At 73.1% G+C, this 25,217-nt stretch carries 25 protein-coding genes; 11 read left to right on the top strand and 14 right to left on the bottom strand.

Annotated features, from left to right (window positions below):
• Positions 1-37: 37 nt before the first annotated feature.
• Complete coding sequence (locus AS850_RS15225) at positions 38-595, bottom strand: hypothetical protein (protein ID WP_119869885.1); 558 nt, start codon at positions 593-595, stop codon at positions 38-40.
• Between the two features lie 10 nt (positions 596-605).
• The gene (locus tag AS850_RS15230; RefSeq protein ID WP_119869886.1) at positions 606-1,178 is read right to left on the bottom strand and encodes a TetR/AcrR family transcriptional regulator; all 573 of its coding nucleotides are present in this window, start codon (positions 1,176-1,178) and stop codon (positions 606-608) included.
• Positions 1,179-1,291: 113 nt separating this feature from the next.
• On the opposite strand from AS850_RS15230, the gene AS850_RS15235 reads away from it, so the two are divergent.
• Both AS850_RS15235 and AS850_RS15240 read left to right on the top strand, forming a co-directional pair.
• Positions 1,292-2,212, top strand: coding sequence for an SDR family oxidoreductase (locus tag AS850_RS15235; RefSeq protein WP_164088483.1), 921 nt, complete (start codon positions 1,292-1,294; stop codon positions 2,210-2,212).
• Between the two features lie 77 nt (positions 2,213-2,289).
• Positions 2,290-3,339 carry a zinc-binding alcohol dehydrogenase family protein gene (locus tag AS850_RS15240; RefSeq protein WP_164088484.1) on the top strand — a complete coding sequence of 350 codons (1,050 nt, stop codon included), beginning with the start codon at positions 2,290-2,292 and terminating at the stop codon, positions 3,337-3,339.
• On the opposite strand, the gene AS850_RS15245 is transcribed toward AS850_RS15240, so the two are convergent.
• The gene (locus tag AS850_RS15245) at positions 3,329-3,586 is read right to left on the bottom strand and encodes a hypothetical protein (RefSeq protein WP_119869889.1); all 258 of its coding nucleotides are present in this window, start codon (positions 3,584-3,586) and stop codon (positions 3,329-3,331) included. The two genes, AS850_RS15240 and AS850_RS15245, sit on opposite strands and share 11 nt — an antisense overlap.
• A gap of 31 nt (positions 3,587-3,617) precedes the next feature.
• On the opposite strand from AS850_RS15245, the gene AS850_RS15250 reads away from it, so the two are divergent.
• The 3 genes from AS850_RS15250 to AS850_RS15260 all read left to right on the top strand — a co-directional run bounded on the left by AS850_RS15250 (position 3,618) and on the right by AS850_RS15260 (position 7,853).
• Positions 3,618-4,058 (top strand): MarR family winged helix-turn-helix transcriptional regulator, encoded by a 441-nt coding sequence (locus AS850_RS15250; protein ID WP_119869890.1) that lies wholly within the window; start codon positions 3,618-3,620, stop codon positions 4,056-4,058.
• Between the two features lie 208 nt (positions 4,059-4,266).
• The gene (locus tag AS850_RS15255) at positions 4,267-5,067 is read left to right on the top strand and encodes an FAD binding domain-containing protein (RefSeq protein WP_119869891.1); all 801 of its coding nucleotides are present in this window, start codon (positions 4,267-4,269) and stop codon (positions 5,065-5,067) included.
• A complete protein-coding gene (locus AS850_RS15260; RefSeq protein WP_119869892.1) occupies positions 5,064-7,853 on the top strand; it encodes a molybdopterin-dependent oxidoreductase in 2,790 nt (929 codons plus the stop codon). Before AS850_RS15255 ends, AS850_RS15260 begins: the two co-directional genes overlap by 4 nt.
• A 36-nt stretch (positions 7,854-7,889) precedes the next feature.
• On the opposite strand, the gene AS850_RS15265 is transcribed toward AS850_RS15260, so the two are convergent.
• Together AS850_RS15265 and AS850_RS15270 are read right to left on the bottom strand one after the other, a co-directional pair.
• Positions 7,890-9,275, bottom strand: coding sequence for an aldehyde dehydrogenase family protein (locus AS850_RS15265; RefSeq protein ID WP_119869893.1), 1,386 nt, complete (start codon positions 9,273-9,275; stop codon positions 7,890-7,892).
• 32 nt (positions 9,276-9,307) lie between these two features.
• Positions 9,308-10,363, bottom strand: coding sequence for an XdhC family protein (locus AS850_RS15270; RefSeq protein ID WP_119870369.1), 1,056 nt, complete (start codon positions 10,361-10,363; stop codon positions 9,308-9,310).
• An 89-nt stretch (positions 10,364-10,452) separates the two neighbouring features.
• Between AS850_RS15270 and allB the strand changes: the two genes are divergently transcribed.
• The 4 genes from allB (at position 10,453) to AS850_RS15290 (ending at position 12,868) form a co-directional block, all read left to right on the top strand.
• Positions 10,453-11,790: an allantoinase AllB gene (gene allB / locus AS850_RS15275; protein ID WP_119869894.1), complete on the top strand. Its 1,338-nt coding sequence runs from the start codon at positions 10,453-10,455 to the stop codon at positions 11,788-11,790.
• A 180-nt stretch (positions 11,791-11,970) separates the two neighbouring features.
• The gene (locus tag AS850_RS15280) at positions 11,971-12,192 is read left to right on the top strand and encodes a hypothetical protein (RefSeq protein ID WP_119869895.1); all 222 of its coding nucleotides are present in this window, start codon (positions 11,971-11,973) and stop codon (positions 12,190-12,192) included.
• 32 nt (positions 12,193-12,224) lie between these two features.
• On the top strand, positions 12,225-12,632 hold the full coding sequence (locus AS850_RS15285) for a hypothetical protein (protein ID WP_119869896.1): 408 nt from the start codon (positions 12,225-12,227) through the stop codon (positions 12,630-12,632).
• A gap of 74 nt (positions 12,633-12,706) precedes the next feature.
• Entirely contained in the window at positions 12,707-12,868 is a 162-nt protein-coding gene (locus AS850_RS15290) for a YqaE/Pmp3 family membrane protein (RefSeq protein ID WP_119869897.1), read from the top strand.
• Between the two features lie 12 nt (positions 12,869-12,880).
• Here the strand turns inward: AS850_RS15290 and AS850_RS15295 are convergent, their stop codons facing one another.
• The 5 genes from AS850_RS15295 to AS850_RS15315 form a co-directional block, all read right to left on the bottom strand.
• Positions 12,881-13,723 (bottom strand): MurR/RpiR family transcriptional regulator, encoded by an 843-nt coding sequence (locus tag AS850_RS15295; RefSeq protein WP_236940759.1) that lies wholly within the window; start codon positions 13,721-13,723, stop codon positions 12,881-12,883.
• Positions 13,720-14,958 carry an allantoate amidohydrolase gene (locus AS850_RS15300; protein WP_119869898.1) on the bottom strand — a complete coding sequence of 413 codons (1,239 nt, stop codon included), beginning with the start codon at positions 14,956-14,958 and terminating at the stop codon, positions 13,720-13,722. Before AS850_RS15300 ends, AS850_RS15295 begins: the two co-directional genes overlap by 4 nt.
• Positions 14,955-16,145 (bottom strand): pyridoxal-phosphate-dependent aminotransferase family protein, encoded by a 1,191-nt coding sequence (locus tag AS850_RS15305; RefSeq protein ID WP_119870371.1) that lies wholly within the window; start codon positions 16,143-16,145, stop codon positions 14,955-14,957. Before AS850_RS15305 ends, AS850_RS15300 begins: the two co-directional genes overlap by 4 nt.
• Before the next feature lie 111 nt (positions 16,146-16,256).
• Positions 16,257-17,879, bottom strand: coding sequence for an AtzH-like domain-containing protein (locus AS850_RS15310; RefSeq protein ID WP_119869899.1), 1,623 nt, complete (start codon positions 17,877-17,879; stop codon positions 16,257-16,259).
• Positions 17,872-18,966, bottom strand: a complete 1,095-nt coding sequence (locus AS850_RS15315; protein WP_119869900.1) for an acetamidase/formamidase family protein — start codon at positions 18,964-18,966, stop codon at positions 17,872-17,874. The genes AS850_RS15310 and AS850_RS15315 overlap by 8 nt, the downstream gene beginning before the upstream one ends.
• A gap of 132 nt (positions 18,967-19,098) precedes the next feature.
• Here AS850_RS15315 and AS850_RS15320 point away from each other — a divergent pair, with 132 nt between their 5' ends.
• Positions 19,099-20,262, top strand: coding sequence for an AI-2E family transporter (locus AS850_RS15320; RefSeq protein WP_119869901.1), 1,164 nt, complete (start codon positions 19,099-19,101; stop codon positions 20,260-20,262).
• 137 nt (positions 20,263-20,399) lie between these two features.
• Positions 20,400-21,491 carry an NADP-dependent oxidoreductase gene (locus AS850_RS15325; RefSeq protein ID WP_164088485.1) on the top strand — a complete coding sequence of 364 codons (1,092 nt, stop codon included), beginning with the start codon at positions 20,400-20,402 and terminating at the stop codon, positions 21,489-21,491.
• Here the strand turns inward: AS850_RS15325 and AS850_RS15330 are convergent.
• From AS850_RS15330 to AS850_RS15345, 4 genes are all read right to left on the bottom strand, one after another.
• A complete protein-coding gene (locus AS850_RS15330; protein WP_236940760.1) occupies positions 21,488-22,138 on the bottom strand; it encodes a J-domain-containing protein in 651 nt (216 codons plus the stop codon). The genes AS850_RS15325 and AS850_RS15330 overlap by 4 nt on opposite strands.
• A 63-nt stretch (positions 22,139-22,201) precedes the next feature.
• Positions 22,202-22,717, bottom strand: a complete 516-nt coding sequence (locus tag AS850_RS15335; RefSeq protein WP_119869904.1) for a methylated-DNA--[protein]-cysteine S-methyltransferase — start codon at positions 22,715-22,717, stop codon at positions 22,202-22,204.
• On the bottom strand, positions 22,714-24,276 hold the full coding sequence (locus AS850_RS15340) for an AlkA N-terminal domain-containing protein (RefSeq protein ID WP_119869905.1): 1,563 nt from the start codon (positions 24,274-24,276) through the stop codon (positions 22,714-22,716). The genes AS850_RS15335 and AS850_RS15340 overlap by 4 nt, the downstream gene beginning before the upstream one ends.
• A 32-nt stretch (positions 24,277-24,308) precedes the next feature.
• The gene (locus AS850_RS15345; protein WP_119869906.1) at positions 24,309-25,169 is read right to left on the bottom strand and encodes an alpha/beta fold hydrolase; all 861 of its coding nucleotides are present in this window, start codon (positions 25,167-25,169) and stop codon (positions 24,309-24,311) included.
• Between the last annotated feature and the right edge of the window lie 48 nt (positions 25,170-25,217).

Below are 25,217 nucleotides of genomic sequence, written 5' to 3' on the forward strand. Positions count from 1 at the left end.
GGGGGTCCGACAGCGGTGGTCGCCGTGGGTGCCGCCCTCACGAGGCGGTCGGGCCGACGCCACGCGCGGCGACGCGCCGCGCGTTCGCGAGCCAGCGGACCTGACGCGGCACTCCGAAGGCGAGCGCTCCGACCACGACGGCGATCTCCGCCGCGAAAGCCCAGTCGATCCAGCTCCCGTCCCACCGCACCAGCTGCGCGATCCCCTGCAGGAGACCGCCCGCCATGATGAGCAGGAGCGGGCTCATGGCCCGCGGCACCGAGGCGACGTAGGCATCCGCGAAGTCCGCGGCGACGATCCGGTCCGAGGCGTCGAGAACCGACAGGTCCCCCGAGACGACGGCGCGCCGGATGCCCTTCCTCCGCGCCTGGTCGAGTCCCTCCAGAGCCGCGGGGCGGTGGTCGGGTTCGAGGTTCGAGGTATAAGCGACGAAACCACCTGCGAGGGTCGCCAGGCCGAGCACCACGAAGAGGCCGCTGATCGTCCGTACCCCGCTGCCGTGTCGCAGAAGGACGAGGAGAGAGCCGGCGACGGCGATCACGACGAACGTGACCCAGACGCGACGGCGGCGGAGCGGGGCGAGGAGGACGCGCATCCTGCCAGTCTCACCCCCTTCCGCCGACGCGGGCGAACGCCGCCACCACGTCGTCGAGGATCGCGACGAGAGGCGCGGTGGCCTCCTCGTCGGCGAGCCAGCGCTCCAGGGTCGCGTCGAAGACGCTGACGGCCAGGCGTCCGGCGACGTCGGCGTCGAGCTCCGACAGACCGCGCCGCAGGAACGCCGAAGCGGCCGCCTCGTGCATGATCGCCGCCTTGCGGAGCTCGCGCTCGCGGAGACCCTCGTCGGACCGGACGATGCGTCGGCGCGCCAGGAAGTCGGGCCGGTACGACTCCAGCCGGGGCAGGACCACCGTGCCGAGCCCCCGGCGGATGACGGCGAGGGGCGAGAGGGCAGGATCCGCGCCGTCCACGACCTCCGCGACGATCGCCGGGAGGTCCTGCTCCTCGACGAAGAGGACCTCGCGCTTGTCGGTGTAGTGCCGGAAGAACGTGCGCGTCGTGAGCCCGGCCCGCTCGGCGATCTGCGGCACGGTCGTCGCGCCGAAGCCCTGCTCGAGGAACAGGTCGAGGGCCGCCTCGCGCAGTCGACCCGCGGATCCGGGTGCCCATCTCGTCATCCCGTCAACCTACGCGACAGCACGAAGTGTCATCAACTCGTTGACAGCACGGAGTGTCATCGGTCAGGATGACGACACTGAGTGTCATAGAGCTACCCGACCGAGGAGAAGACATGGCGAGCGACGACCGACCCGTTCTGGTGATCGGAGCGACCGGATTCGTGGGGCGCCGGATCGTGGCGGCCCTGGAGAGTCGCGGCGAGGCGGTCCGGTGTCTGGCGCGCACGCCCGTGAAGGCCGCCGACCTCGTCTCGGCGCGCGTCTCGGTGGTCCCGGGCGACATGCTCGATCCGGCCGCCGTCACCGCGGCCGCCGAGGGCGTCCGGGCCGTCGTCGTGTGCGTGCACACCATCTCGCGGCAGACGTCCCGCGGGGGCGGCGGCGACTTCATGGACGTCGAGGCCGAGGGCATCCGGAACGTCATCGCGGCGTGTGGGCGGGTCGGCGTCCGCCGGGTGATCTACGTCACGTCGATCGGGGTCGACGCCGCGGCGCCGAGCTCCTGGCTCCGGGGTCGCGCGGCCACGGAGCAGGCTCTCTTCTCCAGCGGACTCGACGCGACCGTGCTCCGACCGGGGATGGTCGTCGGTCGCGGCGGCGACGGCTTCGGCATCGTCACGCGCGCGGCGACGAAGCGCTTCGCCCTCGCGCTGGGGCGACCCGGTCAGCGGTTCCGGACCGTCGCCGTCGACGACGTCGCAGAGGACCTCGTCGACCTGCTCGACCACCCCGGAGCCGCGGGCCACGCGTTCGACCTCGGGTCCGACGACGTCCTCACGATGCGGGAGATGACCGCGGTCGTGGCCCGCCGGCTGGACCGCCGCCCGGGGGCCACCCTCATCGTGCCGGCCTCCCTCATCCGGCTGCTTGCCCCGATCGTAGAACGCGTCGGCAGGATCCCCCGGGGCGCGATCGCGGGCATCGCCGGCGAGGGCGCCGACGCGGACATGATCGGCGACCCCGGACCGCTGCGCGCACTCCTCGGCCGGAGCGACCGGCCGTTCGCCGACTCCCTCGACGGGCAGGTGCGGTGATGCCGACCGCAGCCTTCGAGAACTCCGCCCCCGAGAACCCCCTCCCCTCCATGACCACACGACCGGAAGACGAACCCGTGACAGATCGAGCCCTCTGGCTCCGCACCCCCGGCGGCCGACTCCACCTCGGCGACGCCGACACCCCCGCTCCCGGCCCGGGCGAGATCGTCGTGGCGGCGCGCGCCGTCGCGGTGAATCCGATCGACGCCATGGGAGGCCTGCTGCGCCGGGTGGCTCTGCCCTGGCTGCGCTACCCGGCCGTCCTCGGCTCGGACGTCGCGGGCGAGGTCGTCGCCGTCGGCTCCGGCGTCTCGTCCGTCGCGCTCGGCGACCGCGTGGTCGCCTACGCGGTCGGGGTCGAGCGCAGCCGCAACGCCCCGTCGGAGGGGGCGTTTCGCACGCGGGTGACGGTCCTCGCCTCCCTGACCGCTCCGATCCCGCCGAGCATGTCGTTCGAGGAGGCCTCGGTCCTCCCCCTCGCCCTGACGACCGCCGCCGCCGGACTCTTCGAACCCGACCAGCTCGCCCTCGCCCTCCCGAGCGCGACGCCGACCGACCGGAACGAGACGCTGCTCGTCCTCGGCGGCGCGACGAGCGTCGGGATGAACGCCGTCCAGCTCGCGCGCAACGCCGGCTACGCCGTCGTCGCCACCGCGTCGGCCCGCAACGGCGGCCTCCTCCGCGGCCTCGGCGCCGACACGGTCGTCGATTATCACGACGGCGACGTGGTGGAGCAGCTGGCCCGCATCCTGCGCGAACGATCGCTCGCGGGGACGATCGCGGTCGCGGCCGGCACGCTCCGGCAGGCCATCGCCGTGAACAGGGCCGCAGGAGTCTCGGGCTCGGGCCGCATCGCCTCGGCGCACCCCACGCCCGACACGACGATCCGGGGTGCACTCGCTCGGCGTCGGGGGCTCCACGTCTCCGCGATCTGGGGCGGAAGCCCGAAGGACACCGACCTGGGCGGCGCGATCTGGAACGGCTTCCTGCCCGCCGCGCTCGCGGACGGACGCTACCGGGCGGCTCCTGCCGCCACCGTCGTCGGCACCGGCCTCGAGGCGATCCCCGCGGCGCTCGATCGGCTGCGGGAGGGCGCGTCGGCGCAGAAGTTCGTGGTCACGCTCTGACGGCGGGGCACTCGAGCGCCGTCGAGCGGTTGCCGGTGCCGCGGCGGATCACGTGCTCGGCCATCGGGGCGCCGCAGATCGGGCAGACGGGATCGACGGGCGCCCGGTAGGGCTCCTCGGGGTGGCCGGCACCGATGGAGGCCGGCCCGGCGATCGGGTACATGAAGCGGTTGAGGCGGCCCCAGAAACCGGGGACGCCGTCGAAGGGGGTCTGCGCCGGCGGACGACGCGTCTTTTCTTTGCGCACAAATACTTAGGGTACTCGCTAAAATGATCCCATGGAAGACCCCCTCGCCCTCGACCGTCAGGTCTGCTTCGCCCTCGCGGCGACGAGCCGCAGCGTCATCGGGCTGTACCGGCCGATCCTCGAGCCGCTCGGCCTGACGCATCCGCAGTACCTCGTGATGCTCGCCCTCTGGGAACGGAGCCCGCTGCGGGTGCGCGACGTCGCCGACGCGCTGCTCGTCGACTCGGCCACGCTCAGCCCGCTGCTGAAGCGACTGGAGACCTCCGGCCTGATCAGCAGGAGCCGCAATGCCGACGACGAGCGCACCCTCGACATCGCCCTCACGGACGCCGGGGTCGCACTGCGCGCGCGTGCGCTCGAGGTGCCGGAGCAGGTCGTGTCACGACTGGGGGTGCCGCTGGAGCAGCTGGAGCGGATCCGCGACGAGCTGACCGGGCTGCTGGAGGCGAGCCGGGCGGCGCAGGAGCACTGAGCCGGCGTCCCGTGGTGCACCGGTGTCCGGCGAGACTCCCCGTTTGGCGCCTTTCCGCGAACATGATCGGCGTGTTGTGGAGTCTCGCCGGGCGGCGGGCGTGGGCGGGGGCGGGGCGGGCGCAGCACGCACCGAACGCACGACATCGAGCGACCCGGGGCGTGGGGCAACACCCCCGTAACACGGATGAGGTTGACTCGGCAGTCATATGGACCTCATCACCGTGCGCGAGATCCGCACCCCGCGCCTCCGCAGCGACATCGCCTTCGCCCCGGGCGAGCAGCCCCTCGGCGGCGGCACCTGGCTGTTCTCGGAGCCCCAGCCCGGCCTGACCGGCCTCGTCGACCTGACCGCGCTCGGCTGGGAGCCCGTCACGCGCACCGAGACGCACCTCGTGGTCGCCGCGACGTGCACGATCCGCGACCTGACACGCATCCCGCGCGACGACTCCTGGCCCGCCCACGCGCTCCTCCGCCAGTGCGCCGACTCCCTCCTCGCCTCGTTCAAGATCTGGAACGTCGCCACCGTCGGGGGCAACGTCGCCACCGCCCTCCCCGCCGGCGCGATGACGTCGCTCCTGACCAGCCTCGACGCCGTGGCCGTCCTCTGGGGCCCCGGCGATTCCGAGCGCAGGATGCCCGTGGCCGACCTCGTCACCGGCGTCCGCACCACGGCTCTCGCCCCGGCCGAGGTGATCCGGTCCTTCGAGATCCCGCTGACGAGCCTCACCTCCCGCGTCGCGTTCCGGCGCATCTCGCTGTCGAACCTGGGCCGCTCCGGCGCCCTCGTCCTCGGTCGCGTCGACCCGAGCGGCGAGCGCGTCCTGACGATCACGGCCGCGACGCCGCGCCCGGTGCAGTTGCGCTTCGACGAGGCGCCCACCGCGGGTGCTCTGCGCGACGCCGTCGACCGCGTCGACGACTGGTACGACGACCCGCACGGCGCCCCCGACTGGCGCCGCGCGATGACGAGCCTCTTCGCCGAGGAGATCAGGAGCGAGCTGGCATGAGATTCGACGTGAACGGCGAGCCGCTCGAGACCGAGGTGCTGCCCGGTCAGGTGCTGCGGACGGTCCTCCGGGAGAACGCCCACTTCGAGGTGAAGAAGGGCTGCGACGCGGGCGACTGCGGTGCGTGCTCGGTCCTCGTGGACGGCGAGCCCGTGCACTCGTGCATCTACCCGGCGCACCGCCTGGAGGGCCGCAGCGTCACGACCGTCTCGGGGCTCGGGACCCCGGAGCACCCGCACCCGCTCCAGCAGGCCTTCGTCGACGCTGCGGGGATGCAGTGCGGCTTCTGCACCGCGGGCATGATCGTGACGGCGTCGACGTTCACGGCCGACGACGTCGACGACCTGCCACGCCTGCTCAAGGGGAACCTCTGCCGGTGCACCGGGTACCGGTCGGTGCGCGACGCGATCTGCGGGGTGACGAACACCGTGACTCCTGCCGCCGGAGAGGCCGCCGGCCGCTCGGTCGGGGCGCCCGCCGCGATGCGGGTGGCGACCGGGCGCGAGGAGTACACGCTCGACTTCACGACGCCCACGAAGCTGCTGCACCTCGCCGTGCTCAAGAGCCCCCATGCGCACGCGCGCATCACGGCGATCGACACCGCGGAGGCCGAGGCCCTCGACGGCGTGCGCGTCGTGTTCACGCACCGCGACTCTCCGACGACGCTGTTCTCGACCGGGCGGCACGAGAGCCGCGACGACGACCCGGACGACACGCTCGTCCTCGACCCGGTTCTGCGGTTCCGGGGCCAGCGGGTCGCCGCCGTCGTGGCGGACTCGGTGCGCATCGCGGAGAACGCGCTCGCCCTGATCCGGGTCGAGTACGAGGTGCTCCCCGCCGTCTTCGACCCGGCCCTCGCCCGCGAGCCCGGCGCACCCCTCGTGCACGGCGAGAAGGGGCAGGAGTCCCGCATCTCCGAGCCGCACCGCAACGTCGTCGCCCAGATGCACGGCGAGACCGGAGACGTCGACGCCGCACTCGCGACGAGCGCCGCGACCGTCGAGGGCGTCTGGCAGACCCAGCGCGTCACGCACGCGGCCCTCGAGACGCACGCCGCCCGCGGCTGGCTCGACGACGCCGGGCGGCTCGTCCTCCGGACCTCGACGCAGGTGCCCTTCCTCGTCCGCGACGAGATCTGCCACATCTTCGGCCTGGAGACGGACCGCGTGCGCGTGGTCGCGGCGCGGGTCGGCGGCGGCTTCGGCGGCAAGCAGGAGCTCCTGACCGAAGACCTGGTGACCATGGCCGTCCTCGCGACGGGCTCCCCCGTGCAGTACGAGTTCACCCGCGACGACGAGTTCACGATCGCGCCGGTTCGCCACCCCATGCGCGTCGGCGTGCGGGTCGGCGCGGACGCCGACGGGACGCTCACCGCCCTCGCTGTGGACGAGCTGATGGACACCGGCGCCTACGGCAACCACGGGATCGGCGTCATGTTCCACAGCGTGCACGAGTCGGTCTCGGTCTACCGGGCGCCGAACAAGCGCGTGGACGCGGAGTCGGTGTACACGAACAATCCGCCGTCGGGCGCGTTCCGCGGCTACGGCCTCGGCCAGGTGATCTTCGCCGTCGAGTCCGCCCTGGACGAGCTCGCCCGCAAGCTCGGTATCGACCCGTTCGAGCTCCGGCGGCGCAACGTCGTCCGCCCCGGCGACCACATGACCGTCGTCGATCCCGACGAGGAGAGCGACCTCCTCTACGGCAGCTACGGCCTCGACCAGTGCCTCGACCTCGTCGAAGAGGCCCTCGCCTCTCCCGCGCCGGCGTCGACGGCCGGACCCCTCGGCGACCCGGTCGCTCCGACCGGCCCCACCTGGCGGGTGGGCACCGGCATGGCCATGGCCATGATCGCGACCATGCCGCCGCGCGGCCACTTCGCCGACACGACGGTCGAGCTGCTCCCGTCGGGCGACTACGCCATCGGGGTCGGCACGGCCGAGTTCGGCAACGGCACCACCACCGTGCACGGGCAGCTCGTCGCCACCGCTCTCGGGACGACGCCCGACCGGGTGATCATCCACCAGTCCGACACCGACGTCGCCCGCTACGACACGGGCGCCTTCGGCTCCGCCGGCGTCGTCGTCGCGGGGAAGGCGCTGCACGCGGCCTCGCTGAAACTGCGCGCCGCGATGGTGGCCCGGGCGAGCGCGATCGTGACCGGTGTCGGCGACGTGGCGCAGGATCCTGCGGTCCCGACCTCGACGGCGGTGGCCGTGGGCGAGGCGGTGCCGGGCGGTGTCCTCGTGCCGGCCGGGCCCTGGGGCGAGGAGCGCCTCGTCACCCCCGCGGAGCTGCTCAGCGGCGGACCGCTCGTGGCGGACGGCAGCCACGACGGGACACCGCGCTCCGTGGCGTTCAACGTGCACGGGTTCCGCGTCGCGGTCGACACGGCCACGGGCGAGGTGCGGATCCTGCGGTCCGTCCAGGCGGCCGATGCGGGCACGGTGCTGAACCCGGAGCAGCTGCGCGGCCAGGTCGAGGGCGGCACGGCCCAGGCGATCGGCACGGCCCTCTACGAGGAGGTCATGCTCGACGGCGCGGGGACGGTGACGACGCCCGCGTTCCGGAACTATCGGACGCCGAAGTTCTCCGACCTGCCGGTGACCGAGGTCCACTTCGCCGAGACGCACGACGCGCTCGGTCCGCTCGGCGCGAAGAGCATGAGCGAGGCCCCCTACAACCCCGTGGCTCCGGCCCTCGCGAACGCGATCCGCGACGCGATCGGCGTGCGCCAGCACGAGCTGCCGATGTCGCGCGACCGGGTCTGGCGGTCGCTGCAGGCCTGAGCCGCCCCGAGGTGCGACGACAGGGCCGACCGCGACCTACCTCAGTCGGGCGAGGAGGCCGCGGATCAAGCGGTACTTCCGGTCGCTGAACGGCGGATAGACGAGGGCGGCGGTGTCCGGCTTCAGCGGCTTGTCGAGCACGGCCTTCTCGTGGCTGAAGACGGCGACGCTGCGTTCGCCGTGGTAGGCCCCCGTGCCGCTCTCGCCGACGCCGCCGAACGGCAGACCGTCGACGAGCAGGTGCATCGAGGGAATCCCGAACGCGACGGCGCCCGACGACGTCTCCCGGAGGAGCTTCTGCCGTGCTCGCTTGGACGACGTGAAGGCGTAGAGGGCCAGCGGCTTGTCGCCGGCGTTGATGATGCGGATCGCCTCCTCCACTCCGGACACCGGGATCGTAGGGAGGATCGGGCCGAAGATCTCCTCCCGCATGGAGGGCGACCCGGTGGTGACTCCGACCAGGACCGTCGGGGCGATGTAGCGGTCGTCCCGGTCCGAGCCGCCGCCGACGGCCGCGTTCTCGTCGCGCAGGAGACCGACCAACCGGTCGAACTGCGCGTCGTTGACGATCCGGCCGTAGCTGCCGCTCTCGCGGGGATCCCGGCCGTAGAACTCCTCGACCGCCTCGCCGAGCAGCTCGACGAAGCGCGCGTGGACGGAGCTCTCGACGAGGAGGTAGTCGGGAGCCACGCAGGTCTGGCCGGCGTTCATGAACTTGCCCCAGGCCACCCGTCGGGCGGCGACCCGCAGGTCGACCGTCGAATCGACGTAGACGGGCGACTTCCCGCCGAGCTCCAGCGTCACGGGGGTCAGGTGGGCGACGGCGGCGCTCATCACGATCCGGCCGACCCTCCCGTTTCCCGTGTAGAAGATGTGGTCGAATCGCTCGGCCAGGAGCCGGGTCGTCTCGTCGACTCCCCCCTCGACCACGGCCACCACCCGCGGGTCGAGGTAGACGGGGATCAGCGTCGCGAGGAGCTCGGACGTCGCGGGTGCCAGCTCGCTGGGTTTCAGCACGACGGTGTTCCCGGCGGCCAGGGCGCCGATGAGGGGCACGAGGGTCAGTTGGATCGGGTAGTTCCACGGCGCGATGATGAGGACGACGCCGAGGGGCTCGCGGATGACCCTGCTCGACGCGGGGGCGACGATCAGCGGCGTCCGGACGGCGTGGGGCCGCAGCCACCGTCGCAGGTGGCGCACAGTGTGGTCGATCTCGGCGACGACCACCCCGATCTCCGTCAGCTGCGACTCGGCCGCGTTCTTGCCGAGGTCCTTCGCGAGAGCCGCCTCGACGACGGCGCCGTTGTCGACCAGAAGGGCCCGGAGCCGCGCGAGCTGCTCGAGCCGCTTCGCCACCGGGCGGTTGCTCCCCGAGCGAAAAGAATCGCGCAGGTCTCCGACGACGGTCTCGATGTCCACCATGGCGCGTCCTTCCGTGACGGTCAGTACAGAGGCTATGCCTCCACGGACGTCACGGCGACACCCTCCGCCGGTCGCCGATGGATGGCCCCGCGCGTCTCGGTGAGCGGTCGGCCGGTGGCCCCCGTGCGCGCCGCGACGACCTCGGCGAGGATCGCGATCGCCGTCTCCTCCGGCGTCGACGCCCCGAGGTCGAGGCCGATGGGCGACCGGAGCCGCGCGAGGTCCGGCTCCGGCACGCCCCGCTCCCGCAGGGAGGCCATCCGGCGATCGTGCGTCCGCCTCGACCCCATCGCCCCGACGAAGCACGCGGGCGAGGCCAGCGCCACGGCGATCGCCTCGGCGTCGAACCGCGCGTCGTGCGACAGCACCGCGACGACCGAGCGGGCGTCGAGGCCGAGGGCGGGCAGGATGCGCTGCGGCCACCCGACGACGACCGCCGCCCCCGGGAACCGCTCGGGAGTGGCGAACAGCGAGCGCGGGTCGACCACGGTCACGCGGTAGCCGAGCACGGCCGCGGCCGCGGCGAGCGCCGTCGAGAACTCCATGGCGCCGAGGATCACGAAGTGCGGCTTCGCCGCCAGCACCTCGAAGAAGACCTCCACCCGCTCGCCGTCGCAGTCGATCAGGGCGAGACCGGTCTCGCCGAGGGCGACGCGGGCGGCGAGTTCGGAGGCGACCCGCGGCTCCTGCGCGTCGGGCACGACCCCGTCGACGACCACGGCCACCCCGGCGGGTCGGCCGGACGCCGCCAGGCGCAGAGCGGGGATCGCAGGATGCCCGGCGGAGACCCGCTCGACCCGGATGCGGAGCTGACCACCGCAGGTGAGCCCCACGCCGAACGCGGTCTCGTCGTCGACGCCGTACTCGACGGTCTGCGGCTGCCCGTCGGCGAGGACCTCCTCGGCCACCGCCACGACCGCCGCCTCGACGCAGCCGCCGGCGATGCTGCCGATCACGGAGTCGCCGTCGTAGGCCATCGAGGTGCCGACGGTCCGCGGCGCGCTGCCGTCGATCGACACGGCGGTGGCGACCGCGAGGACCACTCCCGCGTCGAGCGCTGTGAGGAGTCGATCGGCGATCTCGAGCATGATCCCAGCGTCGCACATCCGCGTTTCGCGAGCGTTACGGTTCGTGCCACCGCGGTGTTCCGCGGCCGTGGAACCCGTAAAATCGGGGTGTGCCCCCGAGCCCCGAGCAAGTCCTCGACACCGTGTTCCGTGCCCGCCGAGTCCTTATCGACGGCGCCTTCCGGGAGGCCTCGGTGGCGGTGCGAGACGGGGTCGTCGTCCACCTCGGCACCTTCGACGAACCGCTCGACAGCGCCGACGAGGTCACCCTCGACGACGACAGCGTGCTCGTCCCCGGCATCGTCGACACGCACGTGCACGTCAACGAGCCCGGCCGGACCGACTGGGAGGGCTTCGCTTCCGCCACGCGGGCCGCGGCGCGCGGGGGCGTGACGACGCTCATCGACATGCCGCTCAACAGCATCCCGCCGACGACGACCGTCGAGGCGCTCGACCTCAAGCGGGCGGCGGCGGCCCCGCAGTCCGTCGTCGACGTCGGCTTCTGGGGCGGGGCGATCCCGTCGTCGCTCGGTCACCTGCGCGCCCTCCACGACGCCGGGGTCTTCGGATTCAAGGCGTTCCTCTCGCCCTCCGGCGTCGACGAGTTCCCGCACCTGTCGACCGAGCAGCTCCGGGCGGCCCTCGCCGAGGTCGCGGCCTTCGACGGCCTGCTGATCGTCCACGCCGAGGACCCCGACCGGCTCGACGAGGCACCCGAGGCCTCCGGCACCTCGTACGGCGCGTTCGTGCGCTCGCGGCCCGAGGCCGTCGAGCAGTCGGCGATCGAGCACGTGATCGACGGGATCCGCGAGACCGGCGCGCGCGCCCACATCCTGCACCTCTCGTCCGCGTCGGCGCTGCCCGCGATCCGCGCCGCCAAGGCCGAGGGGCTGCGCCTCACCGTCGAGACCTGCCCGCACTACCTCTCCTTCGACGAGGAGCACATCCCCGACGGCGCCACGCAGTACAAGTGCTGCCCGCCGATCCGCGACGCCCGCAACCGGGAGCTCCTCTGGGAGGCGCTCGTCGACGGCACCATCGACCTCGTCGCCTCCGACCACTCCCCCTCCACCGCCGCCCTGAAATTCGCGGGCGACGGCGACTTCGATCTCGCCTGGGGCGGTATCTCCGGACTCGAGCTCGCGTTCCGCGCCGTCTGGACCGGCGCCCGTCACCGCTCGATCCCGCTCGAGCGCGTCGTCGACTGGATGTCGCGCGCGACCGCCGACTTCATCGGGCTCCGCGACCGGGGCAGGATCGAGGTGGGTGCGCGGGCCGACCTCGTCGTCTTCCGCCCCGACGAGGCGTTCACCGTCGACGCGGGTCTCCTCGCGCACAAGAATCCGGTCAGCGCGTTCGACGGCTCGCAGCTCTTCGGCGCGGACGTCCGCACGTGGCTCCGCGGGCGTCCCGTGGGTGCGCCCGCGACGCTCCTCCGGCGCCCCTAGCGACGCGCCCGGTATCACGCCCGATACCGCGTCCGCACCGCTCCCCGCCAGCGCCGAATGGCCGCGGAGCGAGTCCGGAGTGGCGCTAGAGGCCGGATTCCGTGACGATCGGGCTTCGGATCGCGTCTCACGAGTGGGCACGGACGCACACGCATCCTGCCCCCACCGAAGGAGAACGCCATGCGCACCAAGATCATCGTCGTCGGCCTCGTCGCCGCCGTCATCTACTTCCGCGGGGCCCGTTCGCACCGCCCCGTCAAGGGCAAGCAGCCGGAGACGCTCCGTCACCAGGTCGAGCGCCTCTGGAACGACCCGAAGGCGGCGAAGAGCCGCAAGAAGCTGGCCAAGAAGGTCGCCGACTCGGCCGCCGACCGGCTCAAGCAGGCCCGCAAGGCCGTCTGACGCCGCCCACCCCACCGAACCAGGAGAACACCGTGAACGACAAATCCCCCCTCGACAAGATCAAGAGCACCCTGTCGGACGCCGCCGACACCGTCCGGGACACCGCCTCCGACGCCGCCGACACCGCGAAGGACGCCGCGCACGACGCGAAGCACTCGGCCCGCGACGCGAAGGGCACCGCTGCGGACGCCGTCGACGACGCGAAGGACACCCTCTCGGACGCCGCCCACGACGCGAAGAAGAAGGTCGAGAAGGGCGCCGATCGCGCCTCCGACCAGCTCGACGATCTCCGTCGCACGTCGCCCGCCGACGACCTCGAGAAGTCGGCGAAGGACGCCCGCTCGTTCCTCGCCAAGCAGCACGACAAGCACCCGGTGGCGGCCCTGATCCTGGTCGGCCTGATCGGCATTCTCATCGGCCGCGGTCTGAACCGCCGCTAGCCTCGCACCACCGCGGGCCCCGACCGGGACTCGCCCCAGCAACCTGTACCCGACCACTCTGAACGGAGTCCCCCGTGGGCAAGATCCTCCTCATCGTCCTGTGCTTCTTCCTCCCCTTCCTCGCCGTCCTGCTGAAGGAGGGCCCCAGCATCCGCGTCCTCTGGGCGTTCCTGCTACAGCTTCTCGGCCACGTTCCGGGCGTGATCTACGGCATCTACCGCGTCACCCGGAGCTAGAGCGGAGACGCGTCACTCCAACTCCTGGAGCGCCGCGTACACCGTGGTGATCTGCGCGATGCGCGATCGCGACGACGCTCCCGGAGTCGCGGCCAGCACGGCGCCGGCGAGCAGACTCGCGAGGCTCATCGCCGCCGCGTAGCTGTCGAAGGGCGTCACGCCGTCGACCGGGCAGACGAGCAGGGTGACCGCAGGAGGCACGGACCGCAGCGACGGGTCGGCCAGCACGATCACCGGCACACCCCGCTCGACGAGCGCCCCCACCATCCCGGGGAAGCCCGCGGGCCGACGCCGGAACCCGGCGACGACGACCACGTCGCGCGCGTCGAGTCCGACGAGTTCCTCCCCGACCGACTGACCCGGTTGCGGTGCGATCCGCACGCGCGGCCGCGCCTGCGCGAGCTGCTGCCGCAGGTGGAGCGCCACGGGGTAGCCGTTGCGGAACCCGACCACGACCACCTCCCGAGCCGAGGCGATCGCGGCGGCGGCCGCCTCCAGGCGTCCGCCGCCCAGTCCGTCGAGCAGGCGGTCGAGGTTCGCTCTCTCCTGGGCCGCGTGACGGGCGAGATCGCCGGAGCCGCGGTGCGGGCCGACCGGGACCCCGCGACTCCGGGAGGCGCGCGCCTGCTCCCGCACCTCGCTCGCGTCCGCGAAGCCGAGGCGGCGGAAGAGCCGGGACACCGTCGCCTTGGAGACGCCGCTGCTCTCGGCGATCTCGGTCGCCGAGTAGACCGCGAGATCGTCGAGGTGCTCCAGGATGAAGTCCGCGGCGGCCCGCTCCCGCGGCGTCAGCCCGGAGTAGTCGGCGTCGATCCTCTCGTGGATGCCCCGGGAGGCATCCGGGTCGTCGCTCACGCGGGATACGTCTCGGCCACCGCCAGGACGGCGGCTTCGAACGCGTCGAGCGCGGTCGCGACGTCCTCGACGGTGACGGTCTCGTCGGGGTGGTGACTGATGCCGCCGCGGCCGTTGCGCACGAAGAGCATCGCCCACGGCACCGACTCGGCGAGGGCCATCGCGTCGTGCCCGGCCTTCGAGAACAGGGTCATCGGTTCGGCGTCCCACGTCGCCCGGATTCCCGCTCGGACCGCCCGCTGCAGCGCGGCGTCGGCCACGACGGCGGGTGCGTTGTGCGTCTCCTCGACGGCGAAGGCCAGCCCGCGCCGTTCGCAGGTGTCCGCCGCGACGGCGAGGATGCCCGAGAACACGGCGTCGCGCGCCGCGTCGGTCTCGCCGCGCAGATCGAGGCTGAACTCGACCCGGCCGGGGATCACGTTCACCCCGCCGGGGAACGCCTGGAGGCGGCCGACGGTGGCGATGCATCCTGCGTCTCGGGCCAGCCTCTCGACGGCGAGGACGACCTCGGAGGCGCCGGCGAGGGCGTCGTGTCGGCGGTGGAACGGGACGCCCCCCGCGTGGCCGGCCTCCCCCGTGAGCGCCATGGCGAAGCGGCGCGCACCGGCGATCGACGAGACGACGGCGAGGGCCCGGTCGGCCTCCTCGAGGTAGGGGCCCTGCTCGATGTGGGCCTCGAGGTAGCCGATGGCGGCGCCCGCAGGATGCGCGGCCTCCCCCACGCGCTCGGGGTCGAGCCCGAAGGCGACGAACGCCTCCCGCAGGGTCGTCTCGGAGGCGTCGGCGAGCGTCCACCAGGCGTCGTCCCACGTGCCGGCGACGGCCCGCGAGCCGAGGAGCGCCGTCCCGAACCGGGTGCCCTCCTCGTCGCCGAACGCGAGCACCTCGAGGGCGAAGGGCAGCGTGCGGCCGGAGGCGCGGACACGGTCGACGACGGCGATGGCGAGCATCACGCCGAGGATCCCGTCGAACCGACCGGCATTCGGGACCGTGTCGAGGTGCGAGCCGAGGAGCAGCGCCGGGAGCCCGGGCGTCGAACCCTCTAACCGACCGCGCTGGTTACCGGCGGCGTCGGTCCAGGTCTCGAGGCCGACCTCGCTCATCCACCCCGCCGCGAGGCGGTTGACGGCGCTGTGCTCGGGCGACAGGTAGACCCGCTCGATGCCCTCCGCCGTGGAGCTCTCGCCGGCCAGCGTGTCGCAGCGGTCGAGGATCGCCTGCGCGTCGACGGTCATGAGAGGCCAGCCTCCTCGTAGACCTCGTACGCGGCTCCGACGCCCCCGCCTCCGGTGACCGTCCGGCCGCCGCGGCGCAGCACGGACTCGAGGGCCGCGAGCGTGGTGAGGACCGTGTCTTTGCGCGCGTTGTAGCCCATCGTCCCGACGCGCCAGACCTTGCCGTGGAGGGGGCCGAACGAGGTGCCGATCTCGATGCCGAAGTCGTTCAGCATCGCGGCCCGCGCGCCGTCGCCGTCGATGCCCTCGGGGATGAAGACGGCGGTGACGTTGTTCATCCTGTGCTCGACGTCGCCGAACACCTCGAGGCCGAGACCGCGGAGCCCGTGCAGCATCGCTCGACCGTGCAGCTCGTGGCGCGCGACGGCCTGATCGAGGCCCTCGTCGACCAGGATCCGGGCGCACTCGCGCGCGCAGTAGAGCATCGAGGTCGCCTCGGTGTGGTGGTTGAGGCGCTGCGGGCCCCAGTAGTCGAAGATCATCGCGAGGTCGAAGTAGTTGGAGCGGATCGGGTGCGCGTTGACCGCGTCGCCCTCGCTCCGGATACCCGCCTCGACCGACTTCCGCGACCGGATGACCTCCACGGCGCGCTCCGAGAACGTCGCCGGAGCCGAGCCCGACGGACCCGCCAGGCACTTCTGGAGGCCGGCCGTGACGGCGTCGAGGCCGAGCTCGTCGACCCGGAAGGTGTTGCCGCCGAGCGACGCGGTGACGTCGGTGTAGAAGAGGACGCCGTTGCGGGCGCAGATGTCGCCGATCCCCTCCAGCGGCTGGGCCATCGTCGTCGAGGTGTCGCCGTGCACGATCGTCAGCAGCTTCGGCTGGACGCGGACGACCGCCTCCTCGATCTGCTCGGGCGTAAACACCTGGCCCCACGGCACCTCGATGACGTGGACCTCGGCGCCGCAGCGCTCCGCGATCTCACGCAGGAGATGCCCGAACCGTCCGAAGATCGGCACGAGCACGCGGTCGCCGGGCTCGATCAGCGAGACGAGGGCCGCCTCGATGCCGGCGCGCGAGGTACCGTCGACGAGGAGCGTCTGCTCGTTCTGAGTGACGAAGACCTCGCGGTAGAGGGCCTGGGTCTCGTCCATCGTGCGGGTCATCCAGGGGTCGTACTGGCCCACGAGCTGGGCGGACATCGCGCGGAGCACGCGCGGGTCGGCGTTGATGGGCCCGGGGCCCATGAGGAGGCGCGACGGCGGGTCGATCGGCTGGAAGTCGTGTTTCACGACGCCAGTCTACGGAACACCTGTTTCAGCCGCGTTACGTCTTCGACACCGCCGGACGGCGTCGGCTCAGACGGCGAGGGCTTGCGCGAGACCCGCCGCCACCTCGACGAGCGCCAGGTCGGAGCCGCGCGGCCCTACGAGGCACAGGCCGACGGGGCCGCCGGAGACGCGCATCAGGGGCGCCGACACGGCCGGGAAGCCGCCGATCCCGGCGATGCAGGTGAGCCCGAGGGTCGCGGAGCGGACGGCGTCGAACTCCGCGGGGGTCGCCGACAGCGGCGGGGCCGCCGACGAAGCGGAGGGGAGCAGCAGGATCCGGTCGGCGAGGACGCGGTCGAGGTGCTGTCGCTGCTCGGCGAGTTCGACCCGGGCATCCTGCTCTCGCTCGGGGGTGACGCTGCGGCCGAAGGCGAAGCGCGACTCGACGTCCGGGGCGAGGGAGCCGGGGTTGGCGGTGATCCAGTCGCCGTGGGAGCGCCACGCCTCGGCGGACTGGATGGTGCGGAACAGCTCGTAGAGGTGGGCGATGTCGCCGAGGGCGACCTCGTCGGGACGGTCGACGGCACCCGAGGCGACGAGCGATCCGAGGAGGGAGCCGAAGGCGGCGCGGACCTCGGTCGAGACGGACGCGGTCAGCCGGGGGTCGACGACGAAGGCCGGGGCGACGGGGCGCTGCGCGAAGGCGGAGGTCGCCGTCAGCCCGACGAGCGTCGAGGCCGCCGCTCGGGCGAGCCGGTCGGCGTCGCGCGTCAGCCAGCCGACGGTGTCGAAGGTCGGAGCCAGCGGCACGAGATCGGTGCGGCGGACCGCGCCGTGCGTCGTGCGGAGGCCCCAGAGCCCCTGGTAGGAGGCGGGGACGCGGATCGACCCGCCGGTGTCGGTGCCGAGCCCGATGGTCGCGTGCCCGAGGGCGACCGCCGAGGCCGGCCCGCTCGACGACCCGCCGGAGATCGCTCCCGGCACGGCGCCGTTGGGCGGGGTCCCGTAGGCGGAGTTGCGCCCGGCGATGCTGTACGCGAACTCGTCCGTCTGGGCGATCCCGAGGAGCGCGGCTCCCGCGTCGAGGAGCGCCTGGACGGCGGGGGCGTGGAACTTACGGACCGGAGCCTCGGCCAGGTAGGCGGGGACGCCCGCGCCGATCGCGTGGCCGGCGACGGCGAAGAGGTCCTTCACGGCGACGGTCTCGCCGCGGAGCGAGTGCGCGTCGTCGGCGGGGTCCGACGACGAGGCGGGGTCGGCAGCGGGAGCCACGAGCGGCGCTCCCACGACCCGCCAGATGCGCGTGTCGAAGACGGGGGCGGGCGCCTGCACCTGGGCCACGGCGATCCGCCACACGCCGTCCGCCCCGCGGCGCCAGAGCTGCGTGACGAGGCCCTGGCCACCCGCGGCCGGGGCGTTCACGGAGACGACGAGCGCTGCATCCGGCCCCAGGGCGCGCACGTGCAGGTCGACGACGCTGCGGTCCGGAGCCGCCGACCGGCGCCCGCGGAACGCCGTGATGGCCTCGTGCCCGACGAGGAGCCCGGCGGTGTCGGCGCGCAGCGTCTCGTCACCCTCCTCGAAGGCTGCGGCGAGTGCGACCCGGTCGTTGTCCGCGAGCGCCCGCTCGTAGGCGTCGAACGCCTCCACGAGCCCGTCTGGCAGCTCCCCCTGGACGGTCGTCGGCGCGGTCTCCGTCACGTCACTCATCGAAGTCGCTCACCCGGATCCTGGCGTGCACGCCCTTGACCAGGTCGACGACCTGGGAGATGTCGAAGTCGGTCGCGGCCGACAGGTAGGCGTAGGCGAGCGCCTCGTCCATGCCGAATCGGGCGTGCAGGAGCGAGATGGCCGCGCGCACGCACTTCTGCACCGCCAGGTCGAGATCCTCGTCGAGGCCGGTGGGGACGAGGAACTCCGGCGTCTCGGCGAGCGGCCCGCTGATCTCGCCGAACGCCCGCAGTGCCTCCTCGCGGCGGATCAGATCGAACCGGATCGTCACGCGGAGGGACGCCTCCATCGCGGTGAGCGCGACCTCGCCGTCGCCCTGCGCGAAGTGCGGGTCCCCCACGTAGGCGAGGGCGCCGTCGACCTGGACCGGCAGGTGGAGCGAGGTCCCCTCGACGAGCAGGTTGATGTCGATGTTGCCGCCGTGGGCGCCGGGCGGGACCGAGTGCGCCCGCTCCGTCCCGCTGACGGCCACGCCCATGATGCCGAGGAACGGCCGGAGCGGGAACCGCACCGTGTGCGCGCCGCCGGGCACGCGCGGCAGCGTGCCGACGAGCTCGCCCGCGGCCGTCCGCTCCACCGCGGCGAAGACGCTGACGTTCTCGGCCGCGAGCGGGTACTCCCCGGCGAGCGCGCCGCGCCCGTGCCGGTTCGAGATGACGCCGTACGGCGCGCGGGGCACGGCGCGCAGGAGCGTCATGGTCACCACGTCGCCCGGGCGGGCCCCGCGGACGGCGATCGGGCCGGTGACCACGTGCGGGCCGTCGACCGCGGGGTCGCGCGGGTTCGGGGCTCCTGCGATCTCGACCGCGTCGTCGAGCACGTGCTCGCGCGGCACGCCGTGGCCGGCGAAGTACGCGGCGGGGTCGCGGCCCTGGTCGTCGAGGATCCCCTCGTGGCTGATCGTGTCGATCGTGACCTCGGTGCCCGGGTCGACCGTGAGCACGGCCGTGTCGGCGGCGCAGGGCAGCCGCCCCCAGAGGGTGGTCTCGAGGGTGGCGGCCAGATAGGTCGACGCGGGGATCTCGCCGACGCCCGGCTGGAGGATGTCTCCGGTCGGAAGGGTCATGGCAGAACTGTAGTGGCGGCTCCCGGGGCGCGTCGCGTGACATCTGCGGCACTCGCGACGTCTCAGGCGTGTATGACTTTCCTGTGGGCGCGCTTCGCCCCCGGTCATCAGAAAGAGCAGCAGACTCCGACCATGAGCTTCCTCCGCCCCAAGAACACCGCCCCCGGTGCCGCCCCCGCCCCGTTCCGCGGGGACGACACCGTCACGAACGGCATGCGCATCGCAGGAGCCTGGGGCTGGCGCATCCTCGTCGTCGCCGCCTGCCTGGCCCTCGTGGGGTGGCTCATCTCGACTCTCAGCGAGATCGTGGTGCCGTTCCTCATCGCCCTGCTCATCTCGGCGCTGCTGAAGCCCGCCGTCACGGCCCTCATCCGGCACCGCTGGCCGCGCTGGCTGGCGATCGTGGTGACGCTCCTGGCGGCGATCGTCGTGGTCGGCGGACTCGTGCTCCTCGTCGTGGAGCAGATCCGCTCCGGTCTGCCGACGCTCGAGAAGGAGTCGACGACCCGCTTCGACCAGATCAAGTCGCTGCTCGCGGGCCCGCCCTTCAACCTGACGACGAGCGACTACAACGGCTACCTCTCCAGCATCACGAAGGCCGTCCAGGACTCGAGCAAGTCGATCCTCTCCGGCGCCCTGTCGATCGGCACGACGGCCGGCCACCTCCTGACCGCCAGCCTGCTCGTCTTCTTCGCCACCATCTTCATGCTCATCGACGGCGAGAACGTCTGGAAGTGGGTGACGCGCCTCTTCCCGCGTCGGGCTCGCGAGGCCGTGGACGGAGCCGGTCAGGCCGGCTGGCACACCCTGACCACGTTCGTCCGGGTGCAGATCTTCGTCGCCGCGGTGAACGGCGTCGGCATCGCCCTGATCGCCTTCTTCCTCGGCCTGCCGCTGTCCATCCCGATCGGCGTCATCGTCTTCCTGGCGTCGTTCATCCCCGTGGTCGGAGCCATCGTCAGCGGTGCGTTCGCGGTCATCATCGCCCTGGTGTTCGTCGGCCCGCTGCAGGCGGTCATCATGCTCGGCGGCGTGCTCGGCGTGCACCTCCTCGAGGCGCACGTGCTCCAGCCGCTCGTGATGGGCAACGCCGTCCGGGTCCACCCCCTGGCCGTCGTGTTCGCGGTGGCCGGAGGCTCGTTCGTCGCCGGCGTGCCCGGGGCGCTCTTCGCGGTGCCGACCGTGGCCGTGCTCAACGTGATGATCACGTACGTCGGCCAGGGCAAGTGGCGCGGGCGGAACGATCGCGCCGCGGCCGAGGAGACCGCCGAGCAGGTCGTGCCGGAGACCGACTAGTCCAGGCGGCGTCGCCTCGGCGGCCCGCCGACGAACCGTTACCGCGCCTGCGGGAAATGGCTAGTCTCGGGACAAGCACACGCGGCCGGGAATCCCGGTCGCGGTCGGTGCGTGGCAGTGAAGCCGAAGGAGACTCCATGCGTGAAGGCAGAGCGGTTCAGTACGACCGGTACGGCGGTTTCGACGTGGTCGACGTCGTCCGCCAGGAGCGCCCCACGCCCGGCCCCGGCGACATCGTCGTCGAGGTCGTCAGCGCGGGACTGAACCACATCGAGAGGTTCCTCCGGGAGGGCAAGCTCCGCGACCACGTCGAGCTGACCTTCCCCGCCCACCAGGGCACGGACTTCTCCGGCATCGTCCGGGTGCGCGGATCCGAGGTCCGCGATCTGAAGGTCGGCGACGAGGTCATGGGCCGCGCTCCCGACGGCGGTGCCCACGCCACCTGGATCCGGGTGCCGCGCCGGGCCGTCATCAAGAAGCCCTCGCAGCTCCGCTGGGAGGAGGCCGGCGGTCTCTACCTCGCCGGGGCGACGGCGCTGTCCGTCGTCGACAGCCTCTCTCTCGGACGCGACGACACGGTCGTCATCGGCGCAGCCGCAGGAGGTGTCGGACACATCCAGTGCCAGCTCGCCCGCCGCGCCGGCGCTTTCGTCGTGGCTCTCGGAAGTCCCCGCAACCACGACTACCTCCGCCAGATCGGGACCGTCCCCGTCGCGTACGGCGAGGGCGAGGAGGAGCGGATCCGCCAGGCGGCCAACGGTCGACCGATCACGGCGTTCATCGACAACCACGGCGAGAGCGCCGCGGAGGAGCTCGCCGAGCGACTCGGGGTCCGGCCCGAGCGGTTCGTCTCGTCCGAGGAGCGGCGCGACATCGAGCTGCGGTTCCTCCGGGCCCCGGTGGAGGACGAGGAGGCCCGCCAGATGCTGGAGCGCCTCGCGAAGATCGTCCAGGACCGCACCGTGCAGGTGCTCATCTCCGGCTTCTACCCCTTCGAGTACATCGTCGACGCGTACGCCGATCTCGCGCAGATGAAGTCGCGCGGCAAGGTCGTCATCGGCATGCAGACGGTCGAGACGGGGTCGCGCCTCGGCTGGTACCGCTCCGAGAAGGCGCGCGACCTGCCCGAGAAGGAGGCCCCTGCGCGACCGCGACAGGCGGAGATCGCCGGGAACACCGAAGCCTCCGCCGACGAGACCGCTCAGGTCAGCGCGGGCGGGACCGACTAGGAGTCCGGCCGCCCGGAGCGTTCCGCCCGGGCGGCCCGCCGGGCCCTTCGGCGGTCACGCCAGGTCGGGGGCGTCGCGTCGCGCGCCTCGGCGGCGGCCGCGGCCGCCTCGGCCCGCCGCGCCTCGCGCCGTCCTAGCCACCGCGACACCTCGCGGTCGACGTCGCGCGTGGGCGTGACGACGGGCGGCCCTCCCGTGAGCTGCCGACGAGCGTCGACGATGCGGTCGTTGAACGACGCCACGGCCGCCCTCACCGACGCCTCGGTCGCCATCGCGTCGAGCTGGTCGTCGAGGCGCTCGTTCTCCGTCCGCAGAGACAGGGCGGGCGGCGCGACCCCGGTGAGGCCCTCCCGTTCGATGAGCCCCTTGATCCACCAGTCGGGGTCGTAGGTGCCCGAGGCGAGGCTCGGGATCGGCTTGCCGGCCAGCGGCAGGTCGTCGAAGTCGCCGCGGTCGATGGCGAGGTCGAGGGCGGTCTTGGCGATGGCGCGGAGCTCGGCCGCCGTCTCGGGGCGACGCTCCGGCTCGGCCGGGGCGTCGCGGCCCAGTCGGTAGCGGGCGGCGGCGAGGCCGGGGTCGACACGGGGGGACTCCGGGGTGTCGTCGACCCCGGGCATCCTGCGCTCGCGCCCGTCTCTCCGCTCCACCGACCCGCCTCCCGCTGCTCGATCGTCGGCACCACGGTACGCCCGGGCACCCTTCGGGGCCTCTCAGGCGAACAGCGCAGGATGCACGGCGGCACCGCCCTCGAGCGCCAGGAGGAACTCCTTCCGCTCGATCCCGCCGCCGAAGCCCGTCATGGCTCCGTTCGCCCCGATGACGCGGTGGCACGGGACGACGATGCTCAGCGGGTTCCGCCCGTTCGCGAGCCCCACGGCCCGGACCGCCTTCGGGTTGCCGATCTCCGCGGCGAGTTCGCCGTAGGTGCGCGTCTCGCCGTAGGGGATCGCCCGCAGGCGCTCCCAGACGGCGAGCTGGAACGGCGTGCCGGCGGGGGCCGTGGCGAGGTCGAAGGCGCGGCGACCGCCGGCGAAGTACTCGCCGAGCTGGTCGACGACCGGGCCGAACACCCGCCGCTCGTCGTCCCCGGCGAGGCGGTCGCCGAAGGTCGACGGGTCGGGGGCGTGCCGGTGGCCGACCATGTAGAGGGCGCGGAGGGCTCCGGACGCCTCCTCGGCGACCAGGGTGAGGGCGCCGAGCGGCGAGTCGACGACGGTGTGGCTCATACGGTGACTCCTTCGGGGATGCCGGCCGGGAGCGAGGTCTCGGGCAGCGAGTTGACGGCGTGCGGGCTGGTGGCCCACAGGTACTGCACGGCGTAGGCGCGCCAGGGCGACCAGGCGCGGGAGGCCCGCTCCAGCGCGGGCACCTTGTCGGGGAGGTCGAGGTCGCGGGCGGCCTTGAGGATGCCGAGGTCGCTCGGGAGGAAGGCGTCGGGGTCGCCGAGGGCGCGCATCGCGACCGTCTCGACGGTCCACGGCCCGATGCCCGGGAGCGCGAGGAGCCCCGCTCTGACGGCCTGCCAGTCCGCACCCGCACCGAGGTCGACGGTCCCGTCGGCGAGCGCGGTCGCCATCGTCAGGACGGTGCGACGCCGTGACTCCGGCATCCGGAGCGATCGATCGAGCACGGGCGCCGCCGCGACCACGTCGACCGGTCGCGGGAAGAGGTGGGTCAGGCCGCCGTCGGGATCGACGATCTCCTCGCCCAGGGCCGCGACGAGCCGCCCGGCGTGGGTGCGGGCGGCCGCGGTCGACACCTGCTGGCCGAGCACCGCGCGGAGGGCGAGCGCCTCGGGGTCGAGCGTGCGGGGGACGCGGCGACCCGGCGACTCCTGCACGAGGGCCCGGAGGTGCGGGTCGGCCCCGAGGGCCTCGCCGATCGCGACGGGGTCGGCGTCGAGGTCGAGCAGGCGTCGGCACCGGCTGACGGCGGCCGCGAGGTCGCGCACGTCGCTCAGGTGCAGGGTGACGGGGAACGCTCCCCCGGCCGGCGGATGCACCGCGACGACGCCCCAGCCGCGCGGGAGTCGCACGGTGGAGCGGTAGGCGCCCCCGCGGTACTCCTCGACACCGGGCACTGCGGTGGCGATGAGGTGGCCGAGGAGGTTGGACGGCTCGAGGGGTTCCCGGAACGGCAGCCGGAGCGAGACGACGCCCGACCGCGAGCCTCCTGCGGCCCCCGCTCCCGACTCGGGGCCGGCGCCGCCGCGCGCGTCCCGCTCGGCCGCCGCTCGACGCAGCTCGGTCGGCGTCGCCGCGTAGGTGGCGCGCACCACGTCGTTGAACGCCCGAACCGACGAGAATCCGGCGGCGAAGGCGACATCGGCGAAGGGCAGCTCGGTGGCCTCGACGAGGGTCCGGGCGGACTGCGCGCGCTGCGCCTGGGCGAGGGCCAGGGGGCCCGCTCCCAGCTCCTCCTGCAGGAGCCGCTCCACCTGCCGCACGCTGTACCCGAGCGCCTCGGCCAGTCGCGGCACCCCCTCGCGGTCGACGACGCCGTCGGCGATGAGTCGCATGGCCCGGGCCACGGTGTCGGAGCGGACGTTCCACTCGGGCGAGCCCGGGGTGGCGTCGGGCCGGCATCGCTTGCACGCGCGGAACCCGGCGGACTGCGCCGCGGCGGCGGAGGCGTAGAAGCGCATGTTCTCGGTCTTGGGGGTGCGCGCCGGGCAGCTCGGGCGGCAGTAGATACCGGTCGACGAGACCCCGAGGTAGAACATGCCGTCGAAGCGCGCATCGCGGCTCCGGACAGCACCGCGGCAGAGGGTCTCGTCGAGGGGCATGACTCCATCCTCCCCGGTGGGCCTGGTGTTCTCTAGCGAGAATGCGACATCGCTGTGGGGTGATCCCCGTGCGCCAGAAGCCAATCGAACGCGACGGGCAGGGCGGTCAGCACCGAGACGTGCCCGTCCCGCGGGCGCAGCCAGAGATCGGCCGTCGGTACCGCTCCGACGAGTCTCTCGCCGTGCGACCGCGGGATGACGCGGTCGAGGGCGCCCTGCACGACGAGCGCGGGCGACACGATGGCTCCGAGGTCGACGCCCCACGGGGTCGTGAACGCGACGTCGTCGTCGATCAGCCCCGCGGCTCCTGCGCGGTCCGCCTCGCCCGCGTCGGCGCCGAGAGGCCGCCAGGTGCCGTCGAGCTCCGCGTAGTCGGCCGGGACGAAGCTCGACGGGTCGAACTCGTCCGTCTCCGCGAAGAGCTCGCGGGCCTCGCGACCGTGGAGCGCCGCGCGCAGGCCCCCGGGAGCCGCCATGCCCTCGAACCAGTCGGGCTCGTCGTCGACCGGGGCCACGCCCGCGAAGGTGACGACGCCCGTCACCCGGTCGCCGAGGACGGCGGCGCAGGCGAGGGCGTGCGGACCGCCGCCGGAGGCCCCCAGGGTCGCGAAGCGGTCGACACCGAGCCGGTCGACGATCCGTTCGACGTCGGTGGCCGCGGAGGAGACGGCGCGGCCGGGCCGGGGAGTCGACCCGCCGTAGGACGGCCTGGCGTACGTGATGACCCGGATCCTGCGGTCGCGCGCCGGATCGACCACGGGCGGGAGCAGCGCCCCCGTGTGCGGCGAGCCGTTGTGCCAGACCACGGTGAGGACGGCCTCGGGATCCGCGCCCGAGTCGTGCACCCGGAGCACGTGTCCGTCGTCGACGGCGACGTCGAGCTGCTCTGCCATGCCCCGAGGATAATGGCGTCGGTGCGCCCGCGGGGGCGCCGACGACGA

The organism is Frondihabitans sp. 762G35 (genome assembly GCF_002074055.1).
GTDB lineage: Bacteria > Actinomycetota > Actinomycetes > Actinomycetales > Microbacteriaceae > Frondihabitans.